Genomic DNA, 12,150 nt, shown 5'->3' with positions numbered 1-12,150 from the left:
TTGTCCGTCAGCACTAACTGACATTATATTTGTAAAAATAGCTAGGCAGTTAAAGCCCTAGCGAATAGTTTGACACTTTCCTCGATGAAAGATTCTAGCGCAATACCCGGGTAATTCTTTCCCGCTTCCAAATCGTTCACGAACGCCCCGTACTGTGACATCATGAATGTGAAAGCTTGCAGCCTCGAATCCGTTAACCGCAGCTTGCCCTTCTCGCTCATGGCGTTGAAGTAATTCGTTAGTAACTCGAGCAATTGCAGTGGATGCTGCTGTAACCGTTCTTTAAAACCCGGCATCTGAGCTTCTTCCTTGATGCTGATCTGGACAAATTTGCGATTGCGGTTCATAATCCCGTGGTACAAATTACTGATTGCAAGGAGATCCTCCTCCAGCTCCCACACCAACTTCTCCGCGAAAAACTTCCTCATCTCTTCGGCATAATGATATCGGTCGAAGGCAGCCTCAAGCAGCTTCAGCTTGCTGCCGAAATGCCGGAACAATGTCTTCTCGCTCAAGCCGGCAGCCTCGGCGATCTCTTGCGTAGTTACGCTGTTGTAGCCTCTCTCCGAGATAAGATCAATTGCAGCCAGCAAAAGTCTGTCGCCAGTTCCCAGCTTGTTGATGTCTATGTCTGAGCACCTCACTTTCATCCATGACTGTCAGTAATGACTGTCATAACAATAAACCATTTTAATTTCACTGTCAATAGCTAATTAGAAATCTAATTAGCTATTATGTCTTTGTGCTGTGCTCGCGCTCCGCAAGAGAACAAACAGGCAAAGCCAGGTCGTAAAGAAGCACCGCCACGCCCATAGGAACAGGGCAAGGGTTCAAAGCACCTTTCGATTTGAAATTCTCGAAAAGCATACCTTTTCACTATACCAGCCTCAATGCTTCCATATAAACTTCCGTAACCTTTGCTTTGAATTGATCTTCATCCAAATATTCGGGCATTTGAGACCGAGCATTCTCCTCCGGCTCGAAATAGGAACAGATTTCCGGCATGTCATCGTTTAGCAAATTGCAAAGCCTCGAGTTCTCCTTCTCCAACTCTTCATGAGTCTCTACCAACTCGGAAGGAAAATCAAATGAAAACTCCCATGGATCGGTTGATCCGTCTAGGAATGACTTTATTTGATTCAATAACGCATTTGCTACCGACATCCCATATACCCCCTTCTAATGATCATCGAGTAGGAGGGGGCGGCTCCCCCCCCGTCCTCTCACACCACCGTACATGCGTATCTTGGCATTGACTTAGGTTTGTAGACAACAAAATTTTTGCAACAGTCAAGTGTTGAGTTCCACTGCTTCGTCTTTCGACATGCTATCTTGTTGCGATAGTGTGTGAAGTGTTTCCGAACGATGAAGGCTGGCTTAGAGCATACTCAAGCAGGATAAGGACAAAAAAGACCGATCCGTTCCGCCATAAAGAATGACGTGCCGGATCGGCCTGAATCAACACCTTATCGTTTGCATTGGCGATTACTAATCCCTTGATTTGCTTGGAATATCGTCAATAACATGCCACAGTCGCAATAGTGTCGTAGCGGCTTCTGCCCTTGTTGCTGGCTGAGATGGGCTAAATTGATTCCCTTGACGTCCGTTCAACAACCCTCGGTGAGCAGCGGTATAGATGTATCCTTTTGCCCCGTTCGGAATATCGGCATCATCAGCAAAGAAAGTCATTTGCCCTTGTTCAATATCCCACGGCTTACGGTAGCCTGATACGTCGCCGAGGTCACGGTAACTATATCCGATACAGTCCCATTCTCTAATACCATATCATTGTCCGTAAATCTTTGTATCACTAGTACCAGTTTACACAATTTAGCCCTTAACACTTCCAAGGACTAATCCTGTAGTGAAATATTTCTGGATGAATGGGTAAACCATCAAGATAGGTATTGTTGCAAGGAACAACTGAGCCGCCCGGCCTGTGCGGACATTCATGTAAGCAAGAATCTTAGCAGTGTCGCCCTGAGCCATACGTATGACTTCTTCAAAATTAATGATCAGCGTATGCAAATAAGTCTGCAAAGGATAATTTTTGCTGTCTTGCATGTAAATCAATCCACTAAACCAATCGTTCCAGTGATTAACGACTGAAAACAGACCTACTGTCGCAAGCGCTGGAGTCAACAGTGGCAGCATAACACGGAACAAGGTAGCAAACACTCCGGCACCATCGATCATCGCAGCCTGCTCTATTTCTTCCGGCAGGCCTCTCATAAAGTTCATCATTATGATCATGCTGAATATTGGCAGCGCTCCAGGCAGAACCAACGCCCATATACTATTCAAAAGCCCAAGTTTTGTGACTACTATATATGTAGGGATCAAGCCCCCATTTATAATTATTGTTACGACAAAGTACATCATATATATATTGCGTCCGAAAACCTTGTCCTTATTCTTTGAGAGAGGATAGGCGGTTATAACAATCAGCACAAGGTTTACGATCACACCAAGCAACACCCGCCAAATGCTTACCCACAAAGCTGGTAAAAACTTACCACCCCGGAAGGCGAATTCATACGATACGGTCGTAAATTCAACAGGCCAGAAAACAACCCTGCCAGCTGCAACAGCGGAAGATCCACTGAATGATATGGCCAAAAGATGAATGAAAGGTATAATACATGCAATAGCTGTAAGAGATAAAAAGATCGTATTAAACACAACAAAAGCTGTACGAGCCGGTGATCGAAAATACACCATGACTTAAATCCCTCCATTTTCAAAATCCTATGAATAGACAAACAACTATAATACCCTGTAACCGGCAAACCTGTCAGCAAGATAATAGGACATCAAAATCATAAAGGCTGCAATCAAGGCCTTGAACATTCCAACCGCCGTACCGACTGAATACTGAGCCTGCTGGATACCCAAACGGTACACATAGGTGTCAATGATATCGCCAGTAGAATAAACGATCGGTGAGTATAGGTTGTAAATCTGATCAAAACCAGCGTTCAATACGTTTCCCAGTGATAGAATGGTCATCAGAACAATTATGGGCATGATCGAAGGAATGGTGATGTACCATGTCTGCTTCCATCGTTTTGCCCCGTCCACGATAGCTGATTCATACAGACCGGGGTCTATACTGGTCAGCGCTGCCAGAAAAATAACAGTTCCGAAACCAAAGCTTTTCCATATCTCTGAGACAATCATCGTCCATCGAAATGTTTTCGGGTCACCTAAAAATGAAATAGGCCCTATGTCAAATAAAGACAGGAACGTATTCATGATCCCCCCTCGACTTAGAATATCAATCATAACGCCTGCCAGGATAACCCAAGACAAAAAATAAGGCAAATAGATAACGGTTTGAAAAACACGCTTTGCCGAAACTTTACGCACCTCGTTGAGCAGGAGTGAAAACACAACAGGCACAATAATACCACCTATAATTTGGAACCCTGCTATGAATAAAGTGTTCCAAATTGTCTGTACAAAGTTGGGCTGGCTAAACACACGTATAAAATTGTCGAGACCGACCCAAGGAGACTTAAAGCCCATGGACGGATTGTATCTTTGAAATGCAATGACAAGTCCATATAGAGGGATGTAATTGAATATAAATATCACGACAACTGCGGGGATTAACAAAACATGAAATTGCCATTGCTTACGTAACGTAAACAGTAATGATTTCATCGCTGAATCCTCCTAGAATACGGACTTTACATTGTCAGAGATCTCCTTGCTTCATATGACGCAAGGAGATCTCTGACAGTTTAATTATTTCATTATTTTCCGTACATCTTGTTGACGGCTGCCGTTACTTCGTCACCGCCAGCGTGTCTCCAAGCTTCAATCAAGGTGTCGTAATAGCTGATATCTGCAAGACCCATGATAATTTTTGTATAACCCTCAGTCAGCAGGTCATCGAGTGTGGTACCGTAATCAAGCATGGCCTGTGGCATTGCACCCCATACCTTGGTTTTGTTGATCTGTTCATTGTCAACATGAGAGATTCCTAGGACGAGAGATGCTGTTTCATGACCCATCTGAAGATAACGGCCTAAACCAACCAAATCACCCTCATTCTTCCACTTCATGATTTCGTTGTAGAACAACACCGCATTTCCTGATCCAAGATGCTCATTACCTGTAATGACCGAAGAAGATACATCCTTGATATCTTGATAATGGGCGAACTCAACCTTGAACGGACCGGTGATATGGTGCATGTCATTGGTGTTAAAGGGCAGGACTTCCTCAAGGGTCATGGTTTTATTGCCAATGGAGTCATTCAGAACATCAATGTATGTGTTTATCAGCTCGACAAGCACCTCTGGGTGTTTATAGCCCTTACGGACAACACTGTATACGCTGTTGCTGAATTGTCTTGGATAAAGGATTTTATTCTCATCTACACTGGGCAGGTTCATGGACACAAAGTAGGTGCCTTCTCCTTTATTCTTAACCATGTCTGCACCAACTTGCCAGCCAGCCCAGTTTTGCTGTGCATATGTCCCGACTTCTCCATTATATGCATCCCGCAGCATGGCAGCGCTGTCCATTGTGGCAAAGTCCTTCTTGATATAGCCTTTTTTATACCATTCAGCCCATTTGGCAAGAGCATTTTTAGTCTCGGGCAAGGTTGCACCATGGACGATTTTACCGTCGGGGCCATCCACCCAGATCTTGGGATAAGCGTGGAATGAACTAGCCATTTCGAAGAATGCACTGAGGGTTTTATCGAGCATGGTACCAAATTTAGCGCCATTGTTCGTTTTAAACGCCTCCATCATTTTCTCAAAATCCTCAATAGTTTTGACTTCTTTAATGCCGTTTCCCTCTAACCAGTCTTTTCTTGCCCATAGGAACGAAGTGGAAGTTTCATCACCATAGTGTAGTCTGGGTATAGCCAATAGCTTACCATCACGCATGGCAGTTTCAACGATGTCCCGGTTTGGTTCAATCATCTTTATAAGAGATGGTGAGGCATATTTCTCGTAAGAACTCGTTAAATCCTCAAGCATATCAGCTTCCATAAGCTGGTTGAGTTGTACTATATTTACCGTGAACATATCTGGCAATTCGCCGGATGCAATCGCAAGGTTGAGCTTTGTGTCGTACTCAGTCGTTATCCAATCCACTACCACATCAACATTGATTTTCTCCTTGAACAATTTGGTCCATAGATTATTGGAGTAATCCTCGCCTTGTGCGAACTTAGCGTTTACAATCTCAGGAAGTCCCACTCTAACCTTGATGGGTTCTTGTTTCGTATTATCCTTGGGTTCTTGGTTCGTAGTATCCTTAGGTTCCTCGGTGGTAGGGGCAGAGCTTGAACATGCTGCCACTGATATTAAAAGGGCAATTGTCAATACAATACCAAGTACACGTTTGTACATTCTTCTTCCTCCTTTAAGAATATTAATTTGGAACCGCTTTCAAACCGAACTCTCGAACCACTTTTAAAACGTTGAAGCGCGCCTTTAATCAAACTATACGATTCATTTTATAAAACGGTAAACAAACACTTTTTACGGGTTTTCATTATTTGTAATGCTCTCTATATATCCAATTTACATTTATAGTGACAAATGTCCTCAAAAGAAAGATTCATTTCTTGCTAACATACAATTTTTGTCCTCTGCACAAGCATTGAGATTATCTCTATTACTTCATGATATTCCTATATGCTCCTGGTGTAATACCTTCATATTGTTTAAATACTCTTGTAAAACTTACCGTACTTATATATCCTACCTCTGTAGAAATATCCCCTATGTTCGTATTCGTATTTACCAATAACTCCTTAGCCTTATCAATTCTTATCATCTGTAAAAACTTTAAAGGTCCAATTCCAGTTCCTTTCTTAAAAGACTTTGATAAATAGGGTACGTCTATTTGAAATTCATCAGCAATCTTGGAAACATTAAGCTCCTGCACACTATAATGCTCTTTGATATAAGACATAACCTTTTTATGAATTTCTTCCCTCTTATAAGGATCATCCCTCTTAAAATACAGCTCGATTCGCTCCATCATTTCAACGATTTCATGTTTCAACTCACTTAAAGATTCACATTGTAGTAAACTATCGATAAGCTGAACATTCTCAATAAACTCTTCCCCATACGATTTCTTCAGTTCTTTCAGGGCAATTATAAGAGAATTAATAAGGCTATACATTCTGCATTTGGCTAGTTGTAATGAAGGCATATCATTAATGAACCATTCCTGTATGATGGTATTAAATACCCTTTTAGCGTTATCGTAATCCATAACTAAAACAAAGTTGATAAACTGATGCTCATCATGAAGTAAATGATTATGATGAATCGTATTATTATATCGCTGCAAATCACTATACGATAAAACTTCACTTCGGCCCATCAAAATATGATATTCCATAACCTCTACAGCTTCTTTATAAGCTTGGGATATGCCAGAAAAACCTTTTTCATATTGACTAATAGCAACAGAAAGGGAAATTCCGAACTTCTCCTGAGTGAATTTTTTAATCTGTTGTACAATGGCTTTTATATCTCTTTCCGAACCATGTAAATCTTCTTTCCCAATATCAACCAAACAAATACTGTAGTCATCATCTTGTAGATAAAAACCTCGAAATTTTTCGTTTACTAATTCTTCCGCAATATTTTGCACAATAAAATTAGCCATATCCAAGTTGTCCATATCATCATCTTCACCATTTTCAAATAAAAGATTACTGATATCAAAAAATACCATTACCACATAAAAGTTATCATTGGAGATCTGAATGTCATATAATACAAGCATTTCCTCAACCCCGTCAAAGTGAAGCTTCCCCTTAACCATCTTAGTCATAAACTGGTTTCTTAACTTGTCCCGCTGTTTTGAGATTTGTACATTAATCACTTCTTTTTCTTTGAATACTTTTTCCAAAACATTTTTTATAAAATCATATTCGTTTTCTTCTCTAGTATAAGAATGCTTTATATCACTCCTGATAAATTGGATTAATTTATTCATTGGTTTATAATTTCTATACGCAAAGAAATAGGCAACAACGCCTCCAAATAGCAAACACAAAAACAGGGATACATATATTACACTCTTTACTTGTTGTACCCTTCCGAAATATATATGCCGTGGTATAACCGATATATATTTCCATTTGGTAATATTTGATGAGACATGTGAAGTGACGTATTCTTTATTATTAGTCGATGTAAGATTATCGAAGTTTTCCTCACGTATTAAACCAAAAGAGTCGTATTTTTCTCCAAACAGAAAAGCTCTATTATATTTATCAACAATCAAAATTTCATTTTCATCAATCCATTTTAATCCCTCGATCAAAGGATTGATTATCTTCTCATCGAAAACAACAATTAATTTTCCTGACATACTCTTTTTTCTGGGACTGGGCAGAGACTCCATAAAAACAATTTCATTTTGTAAGTTATTATCCTTATAGGGTATAAACCCAGCTTCCTTTCCTCCCAACCATTGTCTGGTTAAAATAGGATTACTGGACAATTGAGCTTTATCCAGTGCATCCAATGGAATTTTCCCATTATCGTATAATATTATTTCGTTATTGCTAAAATAAATATATATCTCTTTTATTATGGGATTTGTTAGTTTATATTTTAGTAAATCCTTTTGTATCTGTGCCAAGTTGAAGATTTCGCCGGGCTTAAGGCTGGCTCCATAATTCATGGCTATCTGGATTCTTTGATCCAAACCCATCTGAAGAAAAAGTTTGCTGACTTCGCTTAGTCTGTCATCCACAATTCGCTTAACTTGATTTAATGAATTATAGTGTGCTTTATCTATCTCATCCTGGATGATCTGCACAGAAATAAAATAAGCAGCAGTACTAATTATGATACTTATAAAGATAATTAAGAAGTATGAGAATAAATCCTTAAGGAACGTTTCATTCCTATTAGCCCGGTACTCTTTGTCCATATTTATATTCTACACCTCACCTCTTAAGCTAATTGGATGCTCAGCAAATAGGCCACAAGATACACTACATCCTATATTGGTGATGTACCTTGCAGGATTTCATTCCATTCATGGTTTACTTCCATGCTCTTTGGAAAAGTAACCTCAATGATATCCTGTACTTACATAACTATTAAGAATCTATAGCATATGGTATTCTGTAACTTCTAGGCTCTTAAGTATGGATTAGAGGGTGTTTAATGGATGGATGGATGGATGTTACAACAAGCTTTTCAAGTTGTTGAACGATAAAGGAATGAAGAGAACAGAATTACGGAGGGAATCAGTCCCAATACCTTGACGAGGCTCTCGAACAACGAATTGGTTTCGATGGAGGTTCTTGTTAAGATTTGCCATTCATTGGCTTGTGATATCGGTACCAAGGGATATGATCATAACTTTGACAAATATACTACGGGTATGGCCGCCACTTTGCAGCTGGACCGATGGCTAATACTTTGTACACGCTTTCATTTTTCTTATTTCGCTCTGTTTGAAGTCACCGTGCAGAAGATCTGCAACACTCTAAATAAAATACGCCTTTTCCATGAAATTCATCATATATCTGCTTCTTCGGCCTTTAAGAAATTCTGTTACAGGCCGATATTCCGGCGTAAAATTAGCATATTACCTTTTTTCACTTGACCGCCTCGCTTTCTTATAATTTTACTCATAATATATATACCATTTGTTGATAAAATTGTATACATAGTAACGGAATTGCGCAACAAACGACTTAGTGTGGTTCGCACATCTACACTGTCCGTGCGCTGACTGCCAAACTTCCGGTGGTGGATACTGATCGCCTCGCCGTTTGGTGCACGCGGTTCGACCGTATAGCCGCGATCCGAACGACGATCTCTTTGCCCGACCACTCTGGGTGTGTAGTGTAGAGCTACCCACTCGTGCAACGCTATGTGAAAAGCCTCCGGGACTACCACCATCAAGAAGGTACGTTGGAGTTGGAATGGCCGCCAGGCGAAGCGCAAGTCGACTTTGGAGAAGCGGACTTCTACGATGGCAATGGCGAGAAGACGATGTACAAGTATTTGTGCATCACCTTTCCCTACAGCAATGCGGGGTACACGCAGCTCTTCGGCGGAGAGACCGCGGAATGTGTGACACATGGTTTGCAGGACATCTTTCAAAGGATCGGCGGTGTACCCAGCCGGCTCGTCTTCGACAACGCGAGCGGCGTGGGTCGGCGGGTGAGCGAGAACGCATGGCAGAATTATTCCTGCGCTTCAAGGCGCATCATGGCTTTGAAGTTACTTTCTGCAACCCCTATGCGGGTTACGAAAATGGGAACGTCGAGAACAAGATGGGCTATTTCCGGCGTAATTTCTTTGTTCCACTAGTCGTCTCCCGGGTTCAAGCCTACAAACCATTTGTACGCAAGATTTACCTGTGTATCTAGAATGACACGCTCGTCGGAGAGATTATATAGAATCTGAATAAACAATAGCCGAAACAACAATTCAGGTTCGTTAGCTGGTCTACCATAATATTGGCAGTATGAATCCTGAACTTGGGCAGCTAAAGTCTGAGCCTCAACCTCCATGTAAACCAAGCACGGCAGTGCCATCCATGCCGGATATTACCGGACATTGGGCGGAGAACGCCGTCCTGCATGCTGCCAACTTGCTTGGGATCATCAATGGCTATACAGATGGGACGTTTAAACCGAATAATCCGGTTACACGCGCCGAATTTATCAACATGCTGGTTAAAGCATTCCAACTGAAGAGCACAGGGGATTCCCTGAAGTTCTCCGATCTTGACAAGATTGGCAAATGGGCGCACGAAGCCGTCACCGCAGCCGTTGCATCGAATATCGTTGTTGGCTATCAGGATGACAGCTTCCGGCCAAGCGCCCCATCAGCGCCTCGAATTTCTTGACGACCTCTTCCCAATAGGCCGTACCGAAGCCGCCGTCGAAAGCCGCGACGTTCAGCGTCATGTTCTCGAACTGCGGCTGCTTCGTTGGCGCAGGACTTTCGGATGCGCTACTGCGAGTTGGCTCCGAGGCGCTGCTCGGGGCATATTAGTCAAATAATTAGCTTGGTAACGATTTCGCAATGGTCGGTTCTATGCTAAATTGAGAATACGCCGGATCATAAAACCGTAAAGGAGCAGACCGATGTCCGTTTTCCCCGAGTACCAGGACGTGTCGCACCGCTATGAGAGAGGCGATATACCGTTTTACTTGTCCGTTCATTCGATTAGCACCCTCCATTTACTGCATCATCACGACTTCGCCGAGCTTGCGCTGGTCGTCGAAGGTCACGGCAGCGAGGTGCTGAACGGTGTCTCCCACGAACTGAAGCCCGGAACCGTATCCTTTCTGCTCCCCCATCATCTCCATGAACTCCGTAATTTGCCTGGCGGGCAGATGAAGATCTACTGCTGCATGTTCGACATGAACATGCTATATGATTCTGAGATCGATTCCGAGCTGGTGCGCCTGCTGCTCGGCTCCGGCGAGTCGTACTCCTCCTTCAGCGATCTCACGGAAGATCAGACGCTCAAGCTTCGCGGGATCTTCGACGATATCATCGCCGAGAATCACACGCGCTTGCCCGGCAGAAGCAGCTTCGTTCGCGCCAAGCTGATCGAGGCCTTGCTTCTGTACGTCCGCAGCCTGAGACTCGCCGCTCCCGGGCACTTAGCGGCGACCAGTCTCCATGTCCGGAAAATTCTTCAGTACATCCACTCCAATTATGCCGAGCGTATTTCCCTCGAAGACATCTCCATTCATTTGGTGCTAAGCGTGCCCTATATTTGTCGTTTGTTTAAGGAGCATCTCGGCCAGAGCTTCCTTGATTACCTGCACAAACTGCGCGTCCAGAGCGCATGCCATCTTCTGGCGTCCAGCCGCATGCCCATTACCGATGTTGTCGCGAACGTCGGGTTTGAATCCTATCGCAGCTTCTCTCGCGTGTTTAAACAACTTAAAGGGGTAACGCCGAAGCAGTTCCGTTCCTCCAATCGGCTCGGCCAGTAGATTTGATATATGAATATCGATATATGACATATTCGCCCTCCTTCCGCGTATTAAAATGACTCATGTAACGACAATTACATGCAGGAAGAGAGGTTTGCCTCGATGAAGGAAAGTAAGGCCGGAAGCGCCGATTGGGCGGAGAGGGAATTGACATTTGCCCAATGGCCGGAGTACGGCGAACTTGAGATGCGTCTGTTGCGGGAGGTGCTTGAATCCGGCAAGTGGGGCGGCGCCGGAGAGGCATTCTCCGCGTCCTACTCGCCCAAGCTGTTGGAGATGGAGCGGCGGTTCGCCGACCTGCACGACGCTAAATATGCCGCAAGCGTCGTGAACGGCACGGTCGCGATTACCGTAGCGCTGCAGGCGCTCGGAATTAAATCCGGCGACGAGGTCATCGTTCCTCCCTATACTTTCATCGCCACAGCTTCGGCGGCCTTGGCATATGGGGTAATCCCGAGATTCGCCGATATCGATCCTGATACGCTGGCGATCGATCCCGACAAAGTGGAAAAGCTAATCAACGACAAAACGAAAGCCATTATCGCCGTTCATATCGGGGGAGCGCCGGCAGATATGCGGAGGCTTTCCGAAATCGCCCGAAGACACAACCTGTTTCTGATCGAAGACGCGGCGCAAGCCGTAGGCGCAAAATGGGACGGCAAAAGGGTAGGCACGCTTGGAGACATCGCCACCTTCAGTCTTCAGTCGAGCAAAAACCTGAATTGCTGGGAAGGCGGCGTAATTCTCACCGACAATCAAGAGCTGTATGAGAAAGCCTGGTCTATTTGCAATGTAGGACGCATTCCTAACGGCCGATTATCTGCTTCAGCGGCCGGAGCCGCTGGAGCCCACGGCTACTTTCGATATGACTCTGCTCATCCTCGGAGAGGGACTTTCGCTGCTCTTAATGAACGGCGAAATGGTCGTCCGTTACGGGCTGTTCGTCAAGGAATTATCGGGAGGCGCAACTCTGCCGGTCGCTTACACCAACGGAATGATTGGCTATGTGACGACGGCCGAGCAGCTTTCGGAAGGTGGCTACGAGCCAGTCGAATCCGTTCCTTATTTCGGGTTGCCCGCCCCATTCGACATCCGTACCGAATCGATCGTACTTCAGGCGCTCGAGCAAACGCTGCTTTCGCGCTGAGTCCGTCCTGAAGAAGAAATATAGCGCCATACCG

At 43.8% G+C, this 12,150-nt stretch carries 12 protein-coding genes and 1 pseudogene; 5 read left to right on the top strand and 8 right to left on the bottom strand.

Features of this window, described 5'->3' with window-relative positions; genetic code table 11:
- Positions 1-41: 41 nt before the first annotated feature.
- The 7 genes from IEY46_RS26395 to IEY46_RS26365 form a co-directional block, all read right to left on the bottom strand.
- Complete coding sequence (locus IEY46_RS26395; RefSeq protein WP_188996838.1) at positions 42-650, bottom strand: TetR/AcrR family transcriptional regulator; 609 nt, start codon at positions 648-650, stop codon at positions 42-44.
- 226 nt (positions 651-876) lie between these two features.
- The gene (locus tag IEY46_RS26390; RefSeq protein ID WP_188996837.1) at positions 877-1,164 is read right to left on the bottom strand and encodes a hypothetical protein; all 288 of its coding nucleotides are present in this window, start codon (positions 1,162-1,164) and stop codon (positions 877-879) included.
- Between the two features lie 324 nt (positions 1,165-1,488).
- Positions 1,489-1,689 (bottom strand): S-layer homology domain-containing protein, encoded by a 201-nt coding sequence (locus IEY46_RS37130; protein WP_188996835.1) that lies wholly within the window; start codon positions 1,687-1,689, stop codon positions 1,489-1,491.
- A 141-nt stretch (positions 1,690-1,830) separates the two neighbouring features.
- Positions 1,831-2,721: a carbohydrate ABC transporter permease gene (locus IEY46_RS26380; protein ID WP_188996833.1), complete on the bottom strand. Its 891-nt coding sequence runs from the start codon at positions 2,719-2,721 to the stop codon at positions 1,831-1,833.
- A 45-nt stretch (positions 2,722-2,766) separates the two neighbouring features.
- Positions 2,767-3,666, bottom strand: a complete 900-nt coding sequence (locus IEY46_RS26375; RefSeq protein ID WP_188996831.1) for an ABC transporter permease — start codon at positions 3,664-3,666, stop codon at positions 2,767-2,769.
- A 92-nt stretch (positions 3,667-3,758) separates the two neighbouring features.
- Positions 3,759-5,372, bottom strand: coding sequence for a type 2 periplasmic-binding domain-containing protein (locus tag IEY46_RS26370; protein ID WP_188996829.1), 1,614 nt, complete (start codon positions 5,370-5,372; stop codon positions 3,759-3,761).
- 268 nt (positions 5,373-5,640) lie between these two features.
- Positions 5,641-7,926, bottom strand: a complete 2,286-nt coding sequence (locus IEY46_RS26365) for a helix-turn-helix domain-containing protein (RefSeq protein ID WP_188996827.1) — start codon at positions 7,924-7,926, stop codon at positions 5,641-5,643.
- A gap of 309 nt (positions 7,927-8,235) precedes the next feature.
- Here IEY46_RS26365 and IEY46_RS26360 point away from each other — a divergent pair, with 309 nt between their 5' ends.
- Positions 8,236-8,610 carry a helix-turn-helix domain-containing protein gene (locus IEY46_RS26360; RefSeq protein ID WP_444544057.1) on the top strand — a complete coding sequence of 125 codons (375 nt, stop codon included), beginning with the start codon at positions 8,236-8,238 and terminating at the stop codon, positions 8,608-8,610.
- 260 nt (positions 8,611-8,870) lie between these two features.
- Complete coding sequence (locus tag IEY46_RS37125) at positions 8,871-9,323, top strand: hypothetical protein (protein WP_373288897.1); 453 nt, start codon at positions 8,871-8,873, stop codon at positions 9,321-9,323.
- A 2-nt stretch (positions 9,324-9,325) separates the two neighbouring features.
- Here the strand turns inward: IEY46_RS37125 and IEY46_RS26355 are convergent.
- A pseudogene (locus IEY46_RS26355) lies at positions 9,326-9,526 on the bottom strand (transposase family protein); the annotation flags it as partial.
- A gap of 26 nt (positions 9,527-9,552) precedes the next feature.
- Between IEY46_RS26355 and IEY46_RS26350 the strand changes: the two are divergent.
- The 3 genes from IEY46_RS26350 (at position 9,553) to IEY46_RS26340 (ending at position 12,127) form a co-directional block, all read left to right on the top strand.
- Positions 9,553-9,864 carry an S-layer homology domain-containing protein gene (locus tag IEY46_RS26350; protein ID WP_188996825.1) on the top strand — a complete coding sequence of 104 codons (312 nt, stop codon included), beginning with the start codon at positions 9,553-9,555 and terminating at the stop codon, positions 9,862-9,864.
- A gap of 241 nt (positions 9,865-10,105) precedes the next feature.
- A complete protein-coding gene (locus IEY46_RS26345) occupies positions 10,106-10,969 on the top strand; it encodes an AraC family transcriptional regulator (RefSeq protein ID WP_188996823.1) in 864 nt (287 codons plus the stop codon).
- A gap of 102 nt (positions 10,970-11,071) precedes the next feature.
- Positions 11,072-12,127, top strand: coding sequence for a DegT/DnrJ/EryC1/StrS family aminotransferase (locus IEY46_RS26340; RefSeq protein WP_188996821.1), 1,056 nt, complete (start codon positions 11,072-11,074; stop codon positions 12,125-12,127).
- The last annotated feature ends 23 nt before the right edge of the window (positions 12,128-12,150 follow it).

The organism is Paenibacillus nasutitermitis, assembly GCF_014641075.1.
In the GTDB taxonomy this organism is placed as follows: domain Bacteria; phylum Bacillota; class Bacilli; order Paenibacillales; family Paenibacillaceae; genus Paenibacillus_Z; species Paenibacillus_Z nasutitermitis.
The sequence above is the reverse complement of the archived record's forward strand: the minus strand, read 5'-3'. Positions and strand labels throughout refer to the sequence as shown.

Bases quoted from the DNA above. Each gene is read 5' to 3' on its own strand.
- IEY46_RS26395 (WP_188996838.1), bottom strand. From the start codon at position 650: ATGAAAGTGAGGTGCTCAGACATAGACATCAACAAGCTGGGAACTGGC.
- IEY46_RS26390 (WP_188996837.1), bottom strand. From the start codon at position 1,164: ATGTCGGTAGCAAATGCGTTATTGAATCAAATAAAGTCATTCCTAGAC.
- IEY46_RS37130 (WP_188996835.1), bottom strand. From the start codon at position 1,689: ATGACTTTCTTTGCTGATGATGCCGATATTCCGAACGGGGCAAAAGGA.
- IEY46_RS26380 (WP_188996833.1), bottom strand. From the start codon at position 2,721: ATGGTGTATTTTCGATCACCGGCTCGTACAGCTTTTGTTGTGTTTAAT.
- IEY46_RS26375 (WP_188996831.1), bottom strand. From the start codon at position 3,666: ATGAAATCATTACTGTTTACGTTACGTAAGCAATGGCAATTTCATGTT.
- IEY46_RS26370 (WP_188996829.1), bottom strand. From the start codon at position 5,372: ATGTACAAACGTGTACTTGGTATTGTATTGACAATTGCCCTTTTAATA.
- IEY46_RS26365 (WP_188996827.1), bottom strand. From the start codon at position 7,926: ATGGACAAAGAGTACCGGGCTAATAGGAATGAAACGTTCCTTAAGGAT.
- IEY46_RS26350 (WP_188996825.1), top strand. From the start codon at position 9,553: ATGCCGGATATTACCGGACATTGGGCGGAGAACGCCGTCCTGCATGCT.
- IEY46_RS26345 (WP_188996823.1), top strand. From the start codon at position 10,106: ATGTCCGTTTTCCCCGAGTACCAGGACGTGTCGCACCGCTATGAGAGA.
- IEY46_RS26340 (WP_188996821.1), top strand. From the start codon at position 11,072: ATGAAGGAAAGTAAGGCCGGAAGCGCCGATTGGGCGGAGAGGGAATTG.